The sequence below is a fragment of the Sphingopyxis sp. Geo48 genome (genome assembly GCF_949769155.1).
In the GTDB taxonomy this organism is placed as follows: Bacteria; Pseudomonadota; Alphaproteobacteria; order Sphingomonadales; family Sphingomonadaceae; genus Sphingopyxis.
Window position 1 is genome coordinate 383,509 of record NZ_CATKPA010000004.1, and the last position, 19,537, is coordinate 403,045.

12 protein-coding genes and 1 riboswitch are annotated in these 19,537 nt (G+C 62.7%); of the genes, 2 read left to right on the plus strand and 10 right to left on the minus strand.

The features are described 5' to 3' along the window. Positions 1-10 precede the first annotated feature (10 nt). From QOL79_RS15915 to QOL79_RS15935, 5 genes are read right to left on the minus strand one after another with little or no spacing between them, the layout of a single operon-like run. Positions 11-556: a phospholipase D-like domain-containing protein gene (locus QOL79_RS15915; RefSeq protein ID WP_283420088.1), complete on the minus strand. Its 546-nt coding sequence runs from the start codon at positions 554-556 to the stop codon at positions 11-13. After that, positions 556-2,775 carry a DUF8724 domain-containing protein gene (locus QOL79_RS15920; protein ID WP_283420089.1) on the minus strand — a complete coding sequence of 740 codons (2,220 nt, stop codon included), beginning with the start codon at positions 2,773-2,775 and terminating at the stop codon, positions 556-558. Before QOL79_RS15920 ends, QOL79_RS15915 begins: the two co-directional genes overlap by 1 nt. Further along, complete coding sequence (locus tag QOL79_RS15925) at positions 2,768-7,102, minus strand: DEAD/DEAH box helicase family protein (protein ID WP_283420090.1); 4,335 nt, start codon at positions 7,100-7,102, stop codon at positions 2,768-2,770. The genes QOL79_RS15920 and QOL79_RS15925 overlap by 8 nt, the downstream gene beginning before the upstream one ends. After that, complete coding sequence (locus QOL79_RS15930; RefSeq protein WP_283420091.1) at positions 7,099-9,843, minus strand: Hint domain-containing protein; 2,745 nt, start codon at positions 9,841-9,843, stop codon at positions 7,099-7,101. The genes QOL79_RS15925 and QOL79_RS15930 overlap by 4 nt, the downstream gene beginning before the upstream one ends. Beyond that, the gene (locus tag QOL79_RS15935; RefSeq protein ID WP_283420092.1) at positions 9,843-11,447 is read right to left on the minus strand and encodes an N-6 DNA methylase; all 1,605 of its coding nucleotides are present in this window, start codon (positions 11,445-11,447) and stop codon (positions 9,843-9,845) included. Before QOL79_RS15935 ends, QOL79_RS15930 begins: the two co-directional genes overlap by 1 nt. Before the next feature lie 312 nt (positions 11,448-11,759). Between QOL79_RS15935 and QOL79_RS15940 the strand changes: the two genes are divergently transcribed. Continuing rightward, complete coding sequence (locus tag QOL79_RS15940; protein WP_283420093.1) at positions 11,760-12,740, plus strand: hypothetical protein; 981 nt, start codon at positions 11,760-11,762, stop codon at positions 12,738-12,740. A 64-nt stretch (positions 12,741-12,804) separates the two neighbouring features. After that, positions 12,805-13,749, plus strand: coding sequence for a pPIWI-associating nuclease domain-containing protein (locus QOL79_RS15945; RefSeq protein ID WP_283420094.1), 945 nt, complete (start codon positions 12,805-12,807; stop codon positions 13,747-13,749). A 319-nt stretch (positions 13,750-14,068) separates the two neighbouring features. On the opposite strand, the gene QOL79_RS15950 is transcribed toward QOL79_RS15945, so the two are convergent. The 5 genes from QOL79_RS15950 to QOL79_RS15970 all read right to left on the minus strand — a co-directional run bounded on the left by QOL79_RS15950 (position 14,069) and on the right by QOL79_RS15970 (position 19,514). Continuing rightward, positions 14,069-15,433 (minus strand): aminotransferase-like domain-containing protein, encoded by a 1,365-nt coding sequence (locus tag QOL79_RS15950; RefSeq protein ID WP_283420095.1) that lies wholly within the window; start codon positions 15,431-15,433, stop codon positions 14,069-14,071. Between the two features lie 6 nt (positions 15,434-15,439). Beyond that, positions 15,440-15,859: a DUF983 domain-containing protein gene (locus QOL79_RS15955; protein ID WP_283420096.1), complete on the minus strand. Its 420-nt coding sequence runs from the start codon at positions 15,857-15,859 to the stop codon at positions 15,440-15,442. A gap of 324 nt (positions 15,860-16,183) precedes the next feature. Then, positions 16,184-17,239: a threonine aldolase family protein gene (locus tag QOL79_RS15960; protein ID WP_283420097.1), complete on the minus strand. Its 1,056-nt coding sequence runs from the start codon at positions 17,237-17,239 to the stop codon at positions 16,184-16,186. A 51-nt stretch (positions 17,240-17,290) separates the two neighbouring features. Further along, positions 17,291-17,399, minus strand: a riboswitch (SAM-I-IV-variant riboswitch). 33 nt (positions 17,400-17,432) lie between these two features. Further along, a complete protein-coding gene (locus QOL79_RS15965) occupies positions 17,433-18,476 on the minus strand; it encodes a dipeptide epimerase (RefSeq protein ID WP_283420098.1) in 1,044 nt (347 codons plus the stop codon). Between the two features lie 87 nt (positions 18,477-18,563). Beyond that, positions 18,564-19,514 (minus strand): MurR/RpiR family transcriptional regulator, encoded by a 951-nt coding sequence (locus QOL79_RS15970; protein WP_283420099.1) that lies wholly within the window; start codon positions 19,512-19,514, stop codon positions 18,564-18,566. Positions 19,515-19,537: the final 23 nt, after the last annotated feature.

Consider the following 19,537-nt stretch of genomic DNA (forward strand, 5'->3'; position numbering starts at 1 on the left):
CCTTCAGAACTCAAAACCGCGTGCTCGTGATCACTGCGTCCAGCAACACCTTGACCGCCGAGACCGCCGGCCCTTCGATGAGCATCCCGCACTCGAGGTTCGTTGACTTCGACCGGCGCAGGAGGTTGGCCGAACCCACATAAGCCGCGACCCCATCCGCCAATACGATTTTCGCGTGGAAGGTTTCACTGGATGTATCTGCGCCGCCATAGTCGATGATCCGCGTTGCGGCTACCTTCACTCGTCGGCCCTCGACGCCGCACGAGTTAAGCTGGCTGGCATCCCTTAGCACCAGCAGCCGCTCAGTCGCGACAGTAGCCTCGAACAATTCGGCGGCCCAGGCCGCGCCGATGCGATCGACGTAAGGGATCATTATCGTGAAGCGCTCGCGCGCTAAGCCCGCAATGTGCTGGAACGCATCGGTCGTTCTCGTCAACGCGACGTAGTCGCTTGCAAGGTCGGCAGCGAGCGCATCCGCGAGGCGGCTCGGCTCAGGTGGCATTGTGACCACAAGCCGGGCCGTGGCTTTGGGTGATACGAGGATTTCGCCTGACATCAGGGCAGCTTGGGATCGAAGAAGCCGATGAGGTCGGGCGCGATCCGCGGCTCCCATTCTGGACCTTTTCCGCCCTTCAACACCGCCCGTGACAGTAGCAAGTTCGAAGCGATACAGCTGACTTCGGACACCATGACGCAAGCGGGGCAGGCACCGCCGCGTGAATCGCACAGTGTGCCTGACCCACACCTGAGCGTCCGGGGTTCCAGCGCGCGCTTGAGGAAGGCGTCGGCATAGTTGCGCCACATGGCGGAGATGTTGCCGAGATCCGGCGTCATACCTTTGCGGTAGATCACGAAGGACAGATCGGCAGGAAAGATATGCTCCCCAACGCCGTCCCGATCGACGCCGGAGGTGTCGGCGAGGGAATGCATCATCTGATGGGACAAAGTGTGCAACAGGAGATAGACGTAGGCTGGCAGCGTGCGCGGATAGCCGCCGGTGCCCTCGCGATCCTTGAACACCTCCAAGAACGGGCCGAAGTCGTCGTAGCGCTCGAGATAGGCGCGCCCGACTTGGTCCTCCGGGACATCGATGATCTGGTTCGCCTTGAGCCAGCGAACGACACGGGCTTCATCCAGTTTGAAGTAGAGGGCCTCGTTCAGCTGCTGTGTGACGTAGATCGGACGCTTGTTGTCGGGGATCGGCAGCTGGTCGAACGCCTTCAGCCGAACTGGCATATCGACACGCTGACCGTTGTGCTCTCTCTGATAGATCGGAGTGGCGGAGACGCGAGTGTAGCCGAAGCTGAACTCGCAGATCGGCAGACCCCGGATGAGAACCAGCCGCTGGACGCCGAGGTGGCTCAGAAGCGATCCGGTTGCCTCCTGATACTTCTCTTTACGTGCCGGATCGTTGACGACGTCGGTCAGCGCGATGTCGGGGTTCATGACATCGACCGCTCCATGACGCGTCATTGCCAGCTCGATGTGTTCGCGCACGAATGCGTCATGCTGGATCGTGAGGCGGATCGGGTCGTACCGGCGTGTCCAGTCCTCTCGCACGGCGATCGCCTTCAGGACGGAAGGACTGCCGAGCTGCCCGCGTTCGACGATGCCATCGGCGAACCATCCCTCGCGGAGCGTCATCGCGTTGTCGCGATGCCGACGAGCCGCGTCGCCACGGCCCGATGTATCCGCCTTGTCGGCCATGCTGATGTACGTCTCGTACTCTTCCCACTCGTCCTTCCGAGACTGATCCGCCTCGACACTCTGGCGAATCTGGTCCTCTGAGGGTTCGGCGAAGGGGATGTCGTGGATCTGGGCCAGTCGGGAAATCAGCGCATCGCGTCGCTTCGGTGTCATCAGCTCGACGACGCCGCTGTCCTCGAACACGATGAAGCTGGTCCGCTGGACGTAGAAAGTCGAGTTCGCCCGATATGAGACCGGGAGCATGTTGACCTCGATCCACTGAAACGCACGGCCACCATCGTTTTGCTGGATCTGGAGGCGACGCAAGACGTCGGGGTTCGCCTTCTTGAGCGACCGGGTCTCACCGCATCCCTCGCAGACGTAACGCCACTCGGAGAATACTGGTGCTGCATTCCTCAGCTTGAAGCTCGTCGAGCCGCAGGTGCACATCTTGATCTGACGCGTGTCCTGCGTTTGGGGATCGAAATTGTAATTGAACGGGCTGAGTGGTTCGATGTCGCCCGACCAATGCGCGTAGACCACGTCAATCTGTGTCCAGCGCGCCTCATGACCGTTGCATTTCTTCGGAAGCGGCTGACGCGCCTGGTCGGCGATGCTGTCGAATTCGCGGGTCGAGCCGCAGATCCCGCAACGGTAGAGGAGCGGGTAGGGGACGTAGCCGACTCTGTCGGGACTGGTCATCTGGAAGTCTGTGCGGAGCACCCGCGCGTCGCCGGTCTTGGAATCGCGGAAGGGCGTGTCGAGAACAAGCTCGGGCAACGCGTCAGGCAGGACCTTGACGACACGGTCGCGCCAGTTGGTCACGGCATCGTCGAGATTCTCGAAGATCAGGTCGATGGTGGTGGGCTTCAGATCCTTAGCTTCGTTTGCCAGCGGGACCGATCGGCAGATCCCCTTGCCACCTTCCCACGTCATCAGCACGCCAGGAGCATATGACCCGGCGATCTGGACGCGCGATCTGGACATCGTCGGCGGTTCGAGCGGATCCGGATCGCTGCGTTGTGAGCCGTAGGCCGATGGGCGGCGCACTTGCGCGTTCCGCCAGTCCTTTCCGTTCGTGTCAGCCATTGCTTCCCCCGTCGGCATCCAACTCGGACGCGGTCCCGCGCTGCGTCCTGATCGCCTTCATAACCTTCGCGAGATCGCGCCTGTCGACGTCTGGTGTCCGTCCCTTGGAGAGCGGATCGCGCATGGCCGCGACGATATAGCCGGCCTCGTCCACGTCGCGAAGCGAGGTCATGGGAGGCTTGAAGACCGGAATGTCAGTCCAGTAGTCACGCAGGCTGGAGATCGTGTTGCGGCCAGATATATCGCGGGCGAAGTTCTCGACCTGCTTATCGACGAGCCCGCGGTAGAATTCCTCGTAGTGCGGCGAACCAAGGTTCGATGCGCCCTTTCCTGCGAATCCGCTCGCGCGCAGCATGAAGGCGACAAGTTCCTTGGTAAAGCCAAGGTGGTCGCGCTGCTCCATCGCGGACAGGCGGCTGACTTGGTCCATGTGCGCGACCTCGAACTTGCGGGCGTCGTCCTTAACGATGAAGTCCCGTGCCTCGCGCAGCATAGCCCATGCCTGGACGTAGGAGGCCATCGTGCGCCTGATCGCGTTCTCAGCCCAGCGCTCCACCGCCGGAGGGGCAATCATGCGCTCCAGAAAACGGTGGAAGATGTCGTGCGTCTCCACCACATAGCGGTCGCGGCGGTTCTGCGGCGTGGGCAGCAGCATGACGAAGCCGACATGGGTGCGACCGACGCGGCTCGACGCCTGGATGTATTCAGCGATGTCGGAAGGTAGCCCGGCGAAGAACATGCTGTTGAACCGATCGACGTCGACGCCATGACTGATCGCCGACGTGGCGACGATGTTGCGGACGGTTTCGGCGACGTCAGGATAGTCGGTGCCGGCGAACGACCTGTCCGCGGCCTCCATCACGCCCTGGATTTCCTTCATGTCGATGCCACCGGAGATGAGGCGGCTGTCGAACGCAGCATGCGCGCGTCCGATGCGTCGATGCTCCTGCTCAACTGCGGCGCTGAGGGCGTCGATGACCTGGTCACCGCCCTTCTTGTTGGTGACGTAGGCGAGAGCGATGCGGTGCAGGTCGATCAGCGCGAGGATCTCCGCCTCGCGTCCCTGCTCAACCGCGCGATCGACCGCCGCACGGTGCCAGTCGCCCTCACGGCCGGGGGATATCGCTGCGCGGAGAAACGCGATCGTCTGCTTCCGCCTTGTGTCGTCCAGAATACCGTCCCAAAGCGCCGTGATGATGCCATGGAACGCGGCGAGGACACCCACCGTCGTCACCGTGTGCGTCGCGTCGTTTGTCATCAGCGAGACGTAGAGCCGCATCCAGGGAGCGGTGGCCTCGGGCGCCTGTGCGAACGGAAGCGACTTTGCAAGCCCGACACGGTCCGCGTTATCCTCCGGCGCCTCGGCGGGTTCGGCGAAGAAAGAATGATAGAGGTCGGGTCCAGGATAGGGGAAACGGAGCGGGGTGCGCTGATATAGGGTTTCGAGCTGCCGCTCCGGAGCTGAGATCGTCGCCGTCGCGGCGATGATCTTGGGCATCCGCGGGGCACCCCAGCCATCACCGGTCCAGCGCCGCGCGACGGCTAGGCCGTCTCCGGCCATGTCGGCAATATCCTCGAGCGTCGTGTCGAGCAGGGTGTCGAACAGCCCGCTGAATGTGCCAAGGCTCTCCTCAAGGAGGTGCGCCTCGTCCTGGATGATGAGCGACGGGAACGGGTCGTGGAAAATGCGCTTGCCATTGGCGTAGGCGGGGAACACGTTCGAACAGCGCTCAGTAGCTGGATCACGCTTGAGATCCGCCTCGCTGCGCGGGTTGTCGAGATTGCCGTGCGCGTCGATGCGGCGTGCAAGACCGAACATGCCCACCACCTTGCTGATCGTGCTGGTGTTCTGACCAAGCATCGCAAGCTTGTCGACCGTGCCGAGAACGATGGACGGAGCACGGGCGTAGACGGCGTCGTCGGTCAGCAGAAACGGCAGGGGATGCCGGCCACCATGGGCGCGGTTCCAGCCGCATGCGTCGTTGAAGCACTGGATCACGGCCCGCCGGCCGTAGTGTCCCTCGGTCTCATCGCGCCTGAGCCCGGTCGGATTGCCGCAGACCGGACATTCGGGGATCTTGTCGTATGCTTCGCGCGCATCGACGTATCGGCGAGCGCGGTCGCGCAGCTCGTCGTCGCCGGTCTCGCCATCGAGATCGCGGTCGTCAGGATGGTCGTGGTCGGTCGAGAGTGGGATTTCCGCCTTGAAAACGTTGTAGTGGTTCGGCGTGTTCTGGCTGCCGACCCAGAAGCCCATCTCGAACGGCCAAGAGCCGACCGAGTGCTTCTTGCGGACCATCTCGGCCCGAACGACCAGCTTCAGCAGACGCTGCGCCTGCTGGAGCGTGAGGAGCCGCAGAGGGTAGCGGATCATCGCCGTGATGCCGCGGTCCTTGCCGCGTAGACGATCGAGGAACATCGCGAACAGCAGGGTTCCGTAGAAAGCTTCGGACTTCCCGCCGCCCGTTGGGAAGTAGAGCAGGCTCACCCCGTCCTCGTCGAGGAGGGGATCGTGCGCCTCTCGCCATTCGTCCATGCGCGAGGCGAAGACCGGGACATGGGCGAGGACGAAGGCCATTTGGAACAGGCGCCAGCCGCGCTTGTCGTCGAATGCGTCGCGGAGCGCGAACGCCTCGTTGGTCATCGTCCATGCGCGCCAAGGCGCCGCCCTCAGTTCGAGCGAGCGGCGGTCTCCGCCTCCAGCGGCGAGCGCGTCCGCGGCCTTCTTCGAGGCGATGAGCAGTTCGACGCCGCGCTCAATGTATCGCGCTTCGGCGCGTTGCGAGACGATGTCCTTACGCAGGCGAGCGGCCTCTATCACCGCGTCTGCTGGTTCAAGGCCAGCTGTGACCGTGTCCCTCAGCCTGATTTCCTGTTCGTCGATCCACTTCACGTAGGCGCGGGGCAGCGCCAGTAGACGCGAGGCGTCGAAATCAGGGTCCTTCAGGACCGCGAATTGATACGGAAGGTCGATGTTGCGCGCGACGATGCGGGGCTGCGCAAAGCGAGGGGCGCAGGTGGTGCGCAGGGTGAGCGTCGAGCCGCCATCGGACGCCTCGACGCCGCAGTTCAGACCGATCGCCGGATAGTGGAGATGCTCGCGGAACCGGTAGGACGGTTCGACGCGATCCAGCCGCAGCGGGCGGTGCGCATCGTTGGGAAGCTCGATGGTGAGACCCGCGTCGAACACGGTGTTGCATCGGCCGCGGGCGTCGGGAGCGGTGAGCTCAGCCGACTGGTTGTCGAGCATCACCCGCATCGAGAGGGCGCTCACATCCAGGAAGTCTGCCTGCCGTTCGACCCTGACGACGACGCGCGACAGGTCGGGGAGGATGCAGTTCCGATCGACCGGGCGGGCCGCGAGACCCGCCATCGCCAGATTCCATTTTTCTTCTGTCAGCGTGTCGCCAGGCTGGACGGTCACGTCGCGCCAAGCCATGCTCGCGCCAGATCCTACGACCCATGCTTCCAGCTGGGAGCTGATGGCATCGCACATTGAGCGATTGTAGGCTTCGACGGTCGACGCCAGCACATCGTCGGCTGCGCCCAGTGCGAATTCCAGCACCGGCAGGTCGAGGTCGAGCCTGGTCCACTTCCCGGGGATCGGGGCCGGATCGACGAGGTTCAGTGGAAGTTCACGGCCTTCGCGCACCAGCCTCGCGATCGGTGGGACGGGAGGCTTGATGTCATCCGGCGTGTTCGGGTTAGTGTCGGCTTGGTCGTCGTCGCCCTTGGCGTCTGTGTCTGGTTCTGCGTCGCCGCTCAGCAGCTTGATTCCATGCGCGGCGTAGGCCTTCCTGCGAACCTCGGCGAGGATTTGCGCCCTAGTCGCACGGACCTTCGCGCGCTTCGTCTCGTCCATTCCTTTCCAGTCGGGCCGATCGACGCCGGCTGCCTGGAGAGCGGGCGTGCGCTCCGTGCGGATAGCATCGTCGATCTGCTGCTGGATGTTCGTCCTCAGTCTGAAATCGAAGTCGAGCTCACCGCCTCCCGCTGCCAGATCCATCCAGCTGGGGATGACGCGCAGGTAGACGGAGAACCGGGGCGCGACGCGGATCGGCGCCGCCACGCCGGCGGCGGCCATCAGATCCACCCCGACCGCCGCGACGCGGATGTCGGTGGTCTCGTCATCCTGGCCCGTGACGTCGAAGCGCGGCAGCAGCTGCCCTGCGAAGATGCCGCGGCGGGGCGACCCTCCGCGAATGTTGCGTCCCCGCTCGTCGGCGCCGGCGACCCTTGCCACCAGCGCATTGACGAGAGAGTCGCACACTGCCTCCTTCAGCTCGACATCGATCGCGCCGAGTTCCTCGTTGGTCTTTCCCTTCACGACGCCGTGTAGCCCCGAACCTTGTCGACAATCGCGACGTGCTCCTCCGCCATCGACCGAAGGATCCTGATCTGATCCGTGTGGTCGCGGTTGCTCGCCATTGCTGCATGGGGATCGGTGAGTATCCCCCTGAACGCGTCGTGGAAGACATTGCCGAAGCGGACGCGGTGAGATCGTTGGGCTACCACTGCCCACCGCCAGAAGTTTGCGGCCATCCGTTCGCCGATCCCGAGAGCTCCGGTAAAGCGCATGAAGGTGGCTTCGTCCTGTGGAGCGTGCGGCACGACGTCGTGCAACGGCTTTTCGATCTCGTCATCGAGGTCGATCCAATATCGAGCTCGCTCGGGCGTCACCGTGGTATCTCCCATTGTTGCGACTAGGGCTCTGAGTTTCGATGTAGTGCTTAGTTCCGGTATCGCTGCGAAGCGCTCGGCAATCAGTTCGTGATAGTCGCGGATCTCCTGCGCGGCCGTCCGTTGGATGTTCACCAGCGTTCTCGCCCGCTCGACGAACCCGTGGCCGATGACGCAGACCTCGTCGCCCTCCTTCACCTGCGACGCCGCCCGCTCCACGAAGGTTGTGGTGGCGGCACCATCGTCCCGCAACACTATCTCGGTGTTGCGACGGGCTATGATGCGTTGCCCGTTCTTCAGATCGATCTCAACCAGGTTGCGCTCCCCGCGGCCGCCACTCAGGTCAATGACGGACCCATTGGGGAAGTCGACGTCGTCGGTTGGCATCTCAAAGCGCACGACGTGACGGCCGATCTCCTCGACCCTCTTACTCGACTTGGCCGCAAAGGATCGTAATCGTGCTGCGAGCGGGGCCAAGTCGATCTCGTCGGCTAGACGTTCCGCGTCTCTCGCGGCAAAGGCGAGCGTATCTGCGTCGGCCAGCACCGTCACGTGCCCGGGAAGCCATGGCTGGCTCAGCGTTGTCAGGATCGCCGTTCGCGTCGGAGCGACGATCACGACCCGCTTGAACTGGTTCCTGGCTGCCGCCGGAAGTTCGGAAACCGCACGGAGTACCCGCTCCCCGCCGAAGCGCACGAACTCGGATTCGATCCTAGGACCCAGCTTTGGGTTGGCGACGCCGAGGCGGTTGGCTGCGAACTCGGCGACAAGGTCGGATCTGAACACGAAGACGGACTTCGAACTGGATCTGAGCGCAGAAGGTATCACGCTCTCCAATAGAGTGGTCATCGGTGTCGCGCCATCGAAGCTGCGCATGAGATTACGCGCCGTTTCGAGCGCGCCATCCGGCGCATCGACTTGGCTGGCTAGACTTCTCGGGTCCGAGAGGTCGGCTAGATCCGCATTCACCCGGTAAACCGAGAGGAGGTCGTCGGCGGCCGCAGTTGATGTCTCGGTTTCGAGGAACCTGCTAAGCTCGGCCAGAGACCCAGGAAGCGAGGCGGTTCGACGAACGGTGGCAATGAGGCTTCGCGCAGTCGTCGCTCCATTGGGGTCGCCTCTTTCAGCTAAGCTGTTGGCCAAATGCCTGACTGCCTCGATGCCGCGGCCTGCATCTCCGAAGAACCCGTCGACGTCGATGCTGTCGCCACCTTCGAAGGTGGATGCGCCCGTGGCTGCGGACCTGACGATCTCGGCGGTTTCCGAGTAGGTGACGTGCCCGGATGACGGAATCACCTTCCCATTGCGGCCGGGGAGCTTGGTGCCAAGGATGTCGAAACAAGCGGTGCGGTATGTCCACGGGTCGTCGGCGATCGCGAGGATACCGGTGGTGGGGTGGACCTGTCGGAGGCAACTGACCATCTCGATCGCCTTGCCTACCCAGTCCCAGCCCAAGCGGTTTCGCGCGGTTCGCGTAAGATCGAGGATCAGGAGATCCGGGCTGTCTTTTATCGCCCGGAGGTCGACACCGATGCGGCTCTCCCCCCGCATGGTGTAGAGGAAGAAGTCTGCCTTGGCTGGATGGTCCGCGTCGCCGGAACGTCGCTGGGTCGCGATATCGGTCTTCGACCGCGTCCTCCAGAGCAGCGTGCTGTTCGACGACCTGTCGCCCCTTGGCGCCGCATGGGGAACAATCTCGTCGAGGATCGGATGTTCGAATTCGGCATAGTTGCGTCCATCAGACGCACGTCCAGTGAGTTTGCGAACGCGCGCCATCACCTGATGGAAATCCTTCGCGGCGTCTCCGCTGTCTTGGAGATACCGTTTGACATGCTCGAAGTTAACTTCGCCAAGCGTATGGCGGCCCACCTGGACCTGCCTGGCCTGCGCATGGGTGCTTCTCGCATAGGGGAACACGATCGCGCGGACGCGGTCCGCGCGGTGCCGGCCAGCCTCCCATGAGCCCTGGACCTCGACCTGCTCGGCGTCGGCGCTACCGACCGCAGCTATTGTTAGAAGGCCGGCTATCGCGGACGACGATACCCGCACCGGCGGCCACGGCATTACGACCTGAGTGGACCCATCGGATGCCACTTGCGCCGCAGAACGGACCAGCTGGGCGTAGGCTGGCGTGATTTCTGCGATGGCCGGTTGTCCGAGCTGATGGAATGGCTGTCTGGCGAGCGCTTCCATATAGCCGTCGATGTCGCGGGCGACACGTTCGGGCACGACCTCCTTCGCTGGCAGCGGAGCTGCTTGGCGGACCGCGTTGGATTGAGCCATTCTCGACAGCAGTTCTTGGCGCTTGTCCATGGCGGCCCGTCGCTGATCAGCGTGATCGTGAAGCTCGCTGCCGGGCGGCTTTTGATGATGGCGAAACTTGGCCATCAGGCGTCTACCGCCTCTTGGACGAGCCGATAAGCGACGGAGGCAGCGACTTCGGCATCTCCGCTCTCGTCGAGCGCGGCCGCGAACAGGGGCGGTGCCGGAAGGTCGAGTTCCCTCAGTAGCGTGACGGAGACGGCGGCGGTTCCCGACACGCGCCGATATCGGTTGTCGACGGCAGCAGTGTTGAGCAGCTTGACCGCCAACTCAAGCTGCTCAGGATCGTCCCCTGTGAGAACGATGGTGTGGTTCTCGCTGACGAATCCGCCCCATCTGGAAGAGATCGCCGGATCGACCATCGCAGCGACCAGCCGACGCGGCTGCTTGTCGTTGGTCGTGCGCTGCATGACCGCCGCCGCGCCGGTGATGATCGCGGTACTATCGTCGGGGAAGGTCACGAAGTCGATTCCGGCACCCTTCTTTCCGGCGGGCCGACATAGTTCCCCTGGCCGGACGTTCTTCGCCCAGATCAATGGATATCCGCGCTGCGCGCGACCGAGCTCGGGGACGAGGCGCCCCGTCTCGCGGTTCCATACGAAGTACCCTGCGCGCGCCGTCACGCCGTAGTCGGCCAGCGTCGATCCCCCGACCAGTCTTGGATCTATGGCGGGCAGCGGCCAAGCGTCGCCGGGCTCGACGGGTAGGGTTTGCTCAACCAGAGGATTGCTCGAGGGCATAAGGCCGACGATGGGGAAGCGAACAGGGGCGCGGGGGTCGTGTGCCTTGCCCTTTTTCACGATGAGCACGCTGATGTCCTGCGCGACGTCGATGAACACACCATCCCGACCAGCGATTGAGCCGACGGCGAGGACCTCCGCCTGAGCGCGAATGAACGTCCGCATCCGATCGTATAGCGGCCCCGCCCTGAAGCTTGAAGGGATTACCAAGGCAACTATGCCACCGGGCCGTGCGTGTCGAAGGCACAGCTCGGTGAACAGCGCATACTTGTTGATATGACCGCTGTGCGCGACCTTCCGCCAAGCCTCGCCGCGTACTTCGTCGATGGCCATCCGACCATAGGGTGGGTTTGCGATGACTAGGCCATAGGACGCGGGAATCGTAACTTGCAGGGCGTCGCCCGTGAGGATCACATCACGCGGAAGCGGCGATCCAAGCCGCTCCGCGATGAGTCGACTCGACAGTGTGGCGAGGCCCGTATCGATTTCGATCCCGTTCAGCCGATAGGCGACCTCGTCAGCATTCAAGCCAGCGATTGCCATGCGGCCCGCAAGTGTCGAGAGGAAGGCGGCCCCGCCGGCCGCCGGGTCGAGGACAGTGTCGGTCTCGAGATCGAAGCCGGCGCCGATCGCCAGATCGATGACCGCGTCGGCGACGGTCGGCGGTGTGAAGTATGTGGCCTGCGACCGACGGACCTTCGTCGGGAGTAGCAACGTGTAGAGGGTGCCGATCCAGTAGTGCCGCTCGTCGGCAGGTAGTGCGTGCAGGATTTCGCGGAACGCGTCGAGGCGCGGGTCCGATCCGGTATCGGACAGGAGATCGAGGCAAACGTCGGCGCGCGACTGTGCGCTTGTCGCGCTCTTGGCGAGTGAACGCGCCGCGGATCTCGCATGGGCGAGCACTGCCGCTTTGACCCCTTTGTCGTTCATTTCCCCCTCCCGGCCATGGCCACGCCGCAGCCCACCGCGCTTATAGGATGGAGGCGCGCGGCGGCAACATCACTTATTTCAGTATTTGCAGATTGTTTGGATCAACTTGGGTGCCCGCGAACATTCCTCATTGATCCAGTATTTCGGAAAACTTATCTTCATGGCGAACCGACCGGCGATGTACGCTGTTTCACCTGGCACCACCCCGAAACCGGTCGCCTCGAAGCGGCGGCCCCTTTTTGCGAATGCGCCCTCAAAATTACGAGCTAGCGCCCTACATTAAGGTACTCAATCTGGGATACGCGATCAGTAATGATGGGATGGTCTAGTAAAATGTATTTCATGGGGCTTTCTAAAGCAGATCGCAAAAAACTCGAAACCGAGGTGGTCTCCAATGCGGCACGTCTGAAATTGACCCGTCTCGTTCGCCAGAGATGCGAGATTCGGCATGGCGACGGCGACGGGGGTAACATCGAGATCATCAATCGCAATCAGATGGTAAACACCGCACGGACCGTGCTCGGGCTGCCGATCTATCGGCTCGAACCGGACGACATGGGCATGTATATGAGCGAGGAGTTCGCTTGGCATGCTGCCGAGACCGAACTTATCATGCGCCGACCGGATACGCCGCAACTCGTCGAGACCCTAGGCGACATGCTCGAACAGGGGATGCTTAACGTCGATGCCGTCAACACGGTCTTGAGTGAGGATAACAGCTCGGTGCGTTTCGAGGCCAAGGGCTTCGACGAGAACGTCTCGGTTAAGCTCCTGTCCGATATCACGATCGAGGAAGAGAGCGAAGACGCCGATCATCCTAATATCCGTCTGCTCATTGAGCGGATGGAGGGGACCTTTGAGAAGAAGGACTATGCGGGCGTGCTCCATGCGAGCGCGACGGTGTTCGAGACATTGGCAAAGGTCGTATTCCACAACCCGGATGTCGAGAAGGGCACGCTTGGGGCGATCTTCGAAGGTTATCGGAAGCGTTCTGAACTCCCGGAACCGTTGCTCGACTATATTCTCGATACGTACAGATGGCGAAACACCGAACCTCTTGCCGGCCATGGCGCGACCAAAGAACCGTCAGTGACGGCGAAAGATGCGTCGGTTCTGATTGAGATTACAAAGATGTGCGTTCGCCTGGAGCGCCGCCTCGCGACGCAGGAGATCGACGGGATTGCGCAAGTACCGAATAGCGCCGGTGCACCGCCTCCGCCCAAACCTCCCGCCGCGTCTAATAGGAGAGAGAAGCGGAAGGCCGCCAAACCCAGGAGCAAAGGAAGATCGTGATTGCCGACAGCTACAGGACGACGTAGCCCCGCCGCCGTGAGCAAAATCTGGAGATGACGATCACATGGGCGATGGTAAAGACGCCGCAGACTCGGGGGCGCCTTCGAAGCCCCGGCGCGATGTAGTCAAGCTGGCTGAGGGAATCGTAAACCTGGGGCCAAACGAATTCACGCGAAGCGTTATGCATGGCGTCGCGCAGTTGCTGACGCAGCGCGAGAACCCACTGCGGCTCAACCTATTTGCCGTATCGATTCGCATCTATCTCGACCATCTGATGGACGCGCTAGCGCCGCAGGCGCAAGTCGAGGCGTGCCGCTGGTACAAGCTCGTGAAAGGCCAAGACAAGCCCGTTCGCGCGCAGCGCCTCGCCTATGCGCTTCACGGGGGCTTCACAGAGCAAGAAATCACAGAGCTCACTGGCATCGAGGTGAAGGAGCTTCTTGATGAAGTAATCGCTGCTTATCAGCTGCTGAATAAGCATGTCCACGGCCGGGACGAGACGATTGTTCGAGACGGCGAGGAGCAGGACGCGATTATCGAGGATGTGCTGCTCGCGCTGTCCACCCTGCTGGAAGAATATTGGGAGTTCCGCCAACAGATCACCGCGGCCATCGTCGATCGGTTCCAGTCTGAGGCGGTAGATGCTTTCACGCGGGAAACCGTCGAAGACATCGACATTCTTGCCACCCACCACACCGTAGACTGGGTCGGTATCGATGAACGCGAAGTCGTGATGATCGACGCGACCTATATCGAATATGAGGTTACTGGGTCGATCGGCGTAACGCTGATTTATGGCTCGGGCAGCGACCGCGCGCGGGGTGACGGCGCTGAGACCTCTGAAGAGTTTCCGATTTCGCTACGCTTCCGTATGCCGGTCGATCACCCGCATGATTTCGATATGGCCGACATTACCAGAGCGGTTGATACATCGAGCTGGTTTGACAATGGCGAGGAGGACGATGAGGATGGGCCTGACGATAACGTCTTAATTCCATCCCCATTCTAGGGCTGTCGACGGCCATTCCAGCCGGCGCTCGCTCGAATGGCAGCGACGCGGGTCCGAAAACAAGAGGGGCCTCTAACGCTGTGGTCGCGCCGGGCAAAGACAGCAGGGTGAAGCTGTGGCTCCCGAATAAGCCACAGGAGCTCGATCAGAAACGAAGCAAGGAAGCCCCTGCGGATCATTCCGACGCTGCGTACCGACACCTCTTCAGAGAACTTGCTGAGAGGTGCTTAACCACCCGGCACATCGCGAACGTCCACTTCCCTCAATTTCCTGCTAAAAGCTGCCTGACCGCAAGCGGCCATTTGATGCGGCATCCGGATCAGATTACCCCCGGCATTGATCCGGCGGACGACAGAAATATGGAGAGCATCGTCAGCCCGCGCCGCACGCCCGATACGTCGATCGCTCCGCCAAGCGATACGCGTAAGGCTGGCGCCCTTGTTTCGCCGGGTGAAAAGCTGTCGGCCGGTAGTGCGGTCATGCCGGCACCGGCGAGCGCGCTGCTGATCTGTGCCGCGTTGCCGTCGGTGCCAAGCGGGACCCAAAGATGGTAGCCGCAGGGGTGGGCGGCGTAGCTCGCGCGCGGCAGAATCTCTGCCGCGATCGCCTGGCGCCGCATGGCCTCGGCGCGCGTTTCGGCGACCAGCCGGTCATAGCGTCCATCCTCGACCCAGCAGGTCAGGAGCGCCGCGTTTAGCGGTGGGGCCATCACATTGTTGTCGTGCACCTGTGCGGCCAAGGCCATGGCCTGACGCAGCGACGGTGCACGGACATGGGCGACGCGCAGCGCAGGCGAGATGATCTTCGAACTGGTGGCGATGTACCAGCCGAGCTCCGGCACAAGGCTGGACAGAGGCGCCAGCGGCTCCTCGTCAAGCAGGCCGTAGGCATCATCCTCGATGATCTGAACGCCGTACCGGCGCGCGACCTCGGCGATCGCCGCGCGCTCGTCGGCTTTCAGAGTCGCCGTGGTGGGATTATCGTTCGTCGGCACAAGGTAAAGTGCGGCAATCTTCCCTTTTCGGCAAAGGGCTTCGAGTTCCGCCGCTTCGATGCGGGCCATGGGCGCGAGCTTCAGCCCGGCCTTTCGGGCGAGCGCGAGGAAGCCCGGGTAGACATAAGGTCCGCAGGCAACCGTGTCGCCGGGCTTCAGTGTCGCGCCGATAATGGCGTGCAGGGCATTTTGCGAACCCGCGGTCACGACCACCTCGTCGGGATGGCTGGCCAAGCCGATTCGTTCAAAAATCCTTGTGCCTGCGATCCGGTCGGCTTCGCACCCGCCCGCGGGAGCGTAATGGAGACGGCCGCCCGCTCCGGGCGCGCTCAGCAGGGCACTGGTCGTTCGTTCCCACGATGCGAGCAGCGACCCGCCCTCGACTTCGGGCGGCATGTTCATGCCCGTATCGCGCGGAGGTGGCCCCGCAGCAATCATGTCCTGCGGCAGGACGAAGCTTCCGGCGCGTCCGCGTGCCACGATCAGCCCGCGGCTTCGCGCCCGGTCATAAGCCTTGGTGACGGTCGTGAGATCGACGCCGAGACGGGCGGCGAGATCGCGCTGCGGCGGCAAGCGGTCACCGGCGCGCAGTTCGCCCGATTCGATCGCCGCGGACACCGCGTCGGCGATCGCCAGATATTTGGGGCCGCCAGCGCGATCGAGATTGGGTATCCAATCCTTCTTGATCACGCTTGGTTACTCCTCCTTCGCGCGCGCATTGAGCTTGTCCCATAGCGCGCCTGTCCCCGCTTCCTGCGCCTTATTCACATATTGCGATGCGACCAGCCATCCCTTGATCGGATGCAGCGCGAGTACGCAAGGGATGATCATCAGCGGCACCGAGACAAGAGCGTGCATCCACCACGGCGGGCTAAACGCCACCTCGAACCACACCACCAGAAAGATCAGCGGGAAAGCGATGAAGCATAACGAAAAAAACGCCGGTCCATCGTCGGGCGTCGCAAAATCATAGTCCAAACCGCAGTTGGGACATTGATGCTCGACCTTCAGCCAGCGCTTGAACATTTTGCCCTTTCCGCAGCGCGGGCAGAGGCCGTGGAGGCCCGATTTATATATCCAGGCCCATTTCTCGCGGGCGTCGAGTTCATGAGCCATGTAAAATACCTACATATAGCCATACAATAGGCCATACATATAGTCGCGCCCGCGAAATGTCCAGTCGCTAGGAATCTCATTCGTGAGCGCGCATGGCTGGAGGGCGTGGTCGCAGCACATCCCAATCATCCGTCAATAACAGTGTACCGATTCAGATCACTGAGAGCCCCTTTGTCCCCGGCAGAAGGGTAGCAGTTAAGGATGCCAAAATGGGTGCGACGAACCAGGGGCCGCTATGTTGGGACAGGAATGGAAAGCGGTCGGTCCGCAATCGGCCATTCCGCGAAATACTCTCGCGGCGGCGATCTCTCCGGTTTTCCGATCTTAACCGGCCGAAGCGGCCTTGTCGGTAGCAAGGAACCGGATGTCATTCGCCAACTCATCGACCCGGTGTTCGATCGCATCCCAGGCGAACATGAAGCGCGCGCTGCCGCCGATGAAGGTGTAGAAACGCCAACCGCGTCCGGTCAGCCCTTCGAGGAGCGCATCGGACGCGTGAAGGAACACGGAATTGGATTCGACCGGGAAGGCGAGACGAACGCCCGAAATATCAACGATCGCGGCGGCAAGCCGCGCGGCGCAACGATTGGCATGTCGGGCGTTGCGAAGCCAGGCGCCGCTTTCGAACAATCCGATCCACGGCGCCGCCAGAAAACGCATTTTCGAGGCGAGCTGGCCCGCCTGTTTGCAGCGATAGTCAAAGTCGGTCGCGAGGGTGGTGTCGAAAAAGACGATCGCCTCGCCAGCCGCCATGCCATTCTTGGTGCCGCCGAAGCACAGCGCGTCGACGCCGGCGCGCCATGTCAGATCGGCGGGCGCGCAGTCGAGCGTGGCGCAGGCGTGGGCGAAGCGTGCGCCGTCCATATGCAGCTTGAGGCCAAGGTCACGGCATGTCGCTGCGATCGCCCGGATTTCCTCGATCGAGTAAACCTGTCCCGTCTCGGTCGGCTGGGTGATCGTGACGACGCGCGGTTTGGGAAAATGAATGTCCGACCGGCTGGTCGCAAGCGCGCGGATCGCTTCGGGGGTCAGCTTGCCACTATCGGTTTGGGCGACAAGCAGCTTGGACCCGTTGGAGAAGAATTCGGGCGCGCCGCACTCGTCGGTTTCGACGTGCGACGACGACGAGCAGATGACGCTGTGATAGGATTGGCAGAGCGCGGCGAGCGCGAGCGAATTGGCGGCAGTGCCGTTGAAGGCGAAAAAGACTTCGCACCGCGTGTCGAAAAGCGTCCGGAACTCGTCGGCGGCGCGCTGCGTCCATTCGTCGTCGCCATACGCCGGGGCCGATGCGCTGTTCGCGGCGGCCATCGCGGCCCACGCCTCCGGGCAAATCCCCGCATAATTGTCGCTTGCGAACTGCTGCGCCCGATCTGTCATGTCGAAACCCTTTCTTCAGAATGGAAGAAGCGGTTCGACGCCCGTGCGGCTTGAGGTCCCGTTTGTTGCCGGTCCGGCCACATCCCCCGCGAATAGCGGAGTACCACCTTGCTCGGGAGCAGGTTGGTGCCGGGCGTCGCCCCGGCTCTTGATGCTGAGCGCCCCCTAGGCGCCGCAATAATGGCTGTCAACGTCATTGCCCGCTGCCCCATGGGTGCGCGGCGCAATCGATCCGTCCGGCATGATAGGCCGCGCCGGGCGTACAATCCGCCGCGAGGAAGATCGGCCCGTCGAGATCGACGATCGAGCAATATTGGCCGAGCAGGAAGGCCGGCGCCATTGCCAGCGAGCTGCCGAGCATATTGCCGACCATGACCTCCAGACCCAGCGCCCGCGCGCGCCGCGCGAGACGTAGCCCGTCGGTCAGGCCGCCGCATTTGTCGAGCTTGATGTTGATCACCTGATAGAGCGGGGCGAGCCTTTCGAGGTCGTCGCTTGTTTGGACGCTCTCGTCGGCGGCGAGCGCGATGGGGAGCTCGACATCGGCAAGCGCCGAATCGGCGCCGACCGCGAAAGGCTGTTCGACAAGCTGGACCTGGGCGGACAGCAGCGCCGGAAGCAGGCGCGCGAGTTTTTCCGGGGTCAGGCTGCGATTGGCATCGACACCGATCCAGACGTCTGGGCGCGCCGTGCGCACCGCTGCGATCCGATCGCCATCCTCGGCGTCGCCGTTCAGCTTGATCTTGATAGCCTGAACCTGCGCGTGGCGTCGGGCCGCATCGGCCATGACATCGGGCGCGGCATTGCCGATGGTGTAGGTTGTCAGGAGCGGTTTTGGCGGCGGCATGTCCAGCAATTGCCATACCGGCAAGCCGATCCGCTGGGCCTGAAGATCCCACAGCGCACAGTCGAGTGCATTCCGCGCGCCGCCGGGCGGGAAGAGTCGCGCGACCTGCGCATGATCGATGCCTTGCGCGACGATCGGTCTGGCGTCGGTCAAAGCGGCGGCAATATCGAGCGGCATGTCGCCCAGATAAAACACGCCAGCGGCCTCGGCCTGTCCGACGCAGCCATCGGCTTCAAGCTGCACGACGACCGTTTCGACATCCTCGAAGACGCGATCGGCGATGCAAAATGGCTCGGCGAGCGGGAGGCGAACGATCTCGACTTCCATGCGCGCGGCACACCGGCCCAGCCGCGCCAGCGCGCGGTCCGGATCGGGAGAATCGAGAGGCACTGTCGCCATCATGCGGATTGGCTAATAGGGGGAGATTTTTCTGTCTATGATTTTATAAGACAAAAAACTGTCATTTCGGAAGGCGCGTCAGGACGACATCTTCGGGCGTGGGGGTTGATGGCCGGCATAGCCGGTGAAGGTCTGATGCAGGCGGGTCAGCTTTTCGAGGCGCGTTTCGATCTTCGTGCCGATTTGCCTGATCACGCTGTTCACCATCAGGTTCACGGCACAGACGAGCGCGACGGGCGAGCTCCAGAACATCCCCGTTTGCGTTGGCACGGCGAGGACGTGCGGGGTGAAGCGCGGCGCCCAATCGCAGAACAGGTCGGTGAGGACGATCAGCGGGATGCCGTGCTGTGCCGCCTGTTCGGCGATCAGATAGGATTGGCGCGAATAGCGGCGGATGTCGATGACGACGAGGCAGCGATCCTCGTCATCGTCGGTTGCGAAGACGTCGGCATAATTGCCCGCGGTCAAATCGACGAGGCGGACCCCGTCGCGCATGAATTGCAGATGGTTGGCGAGCAGCATTGCGATGCCGCGCTCGGTCTGGAAGCCCGCGATTTGAACCGTCCGCGACTTTGCGAGCAGTTCGACCGCCGCCGCCCATTGCGGCGTTTCGGCAAGGCGATAGACCGCGAGCAGCGATTTGACCTCGCGTTGCATCGAGCCGTCGGCTTCGTCGGAAAGGTCCGGCGCTTCGACGAAATGCTGGAGCTGTTCGCCGACCAGCCAGGGGAAACCCACTTCGCTGCTGTCCTTCAGCTCATTCTTCATCGCCTTGAAGTTGCGATAGCCGATCTTGCGCGTGAAGCGGCCGATCGTGATCTCGCTCACCCCCACCTTTTCCGCGAGCGTCACCGCGGTCTCGAACGCAAGGGTGGCGTAGTGGCGAAGGATGTAGGTCGCGATGGCGCGGTCGGCGGCGGAATAGCTCTCCATATCGGCCTGCAATCGCTGGAGCAGCGGGACATTGGGGATCGCGGGCGCATCCGCGACCGGCTCTGCCGAAGTCGGTTGCTCGTTGTCGACCGTCATATTTCCCTCTCGTCTGAAGTCGT

Excerpts from the sequence above, each read along its gene's own strand:
- QOL79_RS15970 (WP_283420099.1), bottom strand. The coding sequence starts at position 19,514 with ATGACGGTCGACAACGAGCAACCGACTTCGGCAGAGCCGGTCGCGGAT.
- QOL79_RS15915 (WP_283420088.1), bottom strand. The coding sequence starts at position 556 with ATGTCAGGCGAAATCCTCGTATCACCCAAAGCCACGGCCCGGCTTGTG.
- QOL79_RS15955 (WP_283420096.1), bottom strand. The coding sequence starts at position 15,859 with ATGGCTCATGAACTCGACGCCCGCGAGAAATGGGCCTGGATATATAAA.
- QOL79_RS15920 (WP_283420089.1), bottom strand. The coding sequence starts at position 2,775 with ATGGCTGACACGAACGGAAAGGACTGGCGGAACGCGCAAGTGCGCCGC.
- QOL79_RS15945 (WP_283420094.1), top strand. The coding sequence starts at position 12,805 with ATGGGCGATGGTAAAGACGCCGCAGACTCGGGGGCGCCTTCGAAGCCC.
- QOL79_RS15930 (WP_283420091.1), bottom strand. The coding sequence starts at position 9,843 with ATGGCCAAGTTTCGCCATCATCAAAAGCCGCCCGGCAGCGAGCTTCAC.
- QOL79_RS15960 (WP_283420097.1), bottom strand. The coding sequence starts at position 17,239 with ATGACAGATCGGGCGCAGCAGTTCGCAAGCGACAATTATGCGGGGATT.
- QOL79_RS15940 (WP_283420093.1), top strand. The coding sequence starts at position 11,760 with ATGATGGGATGGTCTAGTAAAATGTATTTCATGGGGCTTTCTAAAGCA.
- QOL79_RS15935 (WP_283420092.1), bottom strand. The coding sequence starts at position 11,447 with ATGAACGACAAAGGGGTCAAAGCGGCAGTGCTCGCCCATGCGAGATCC.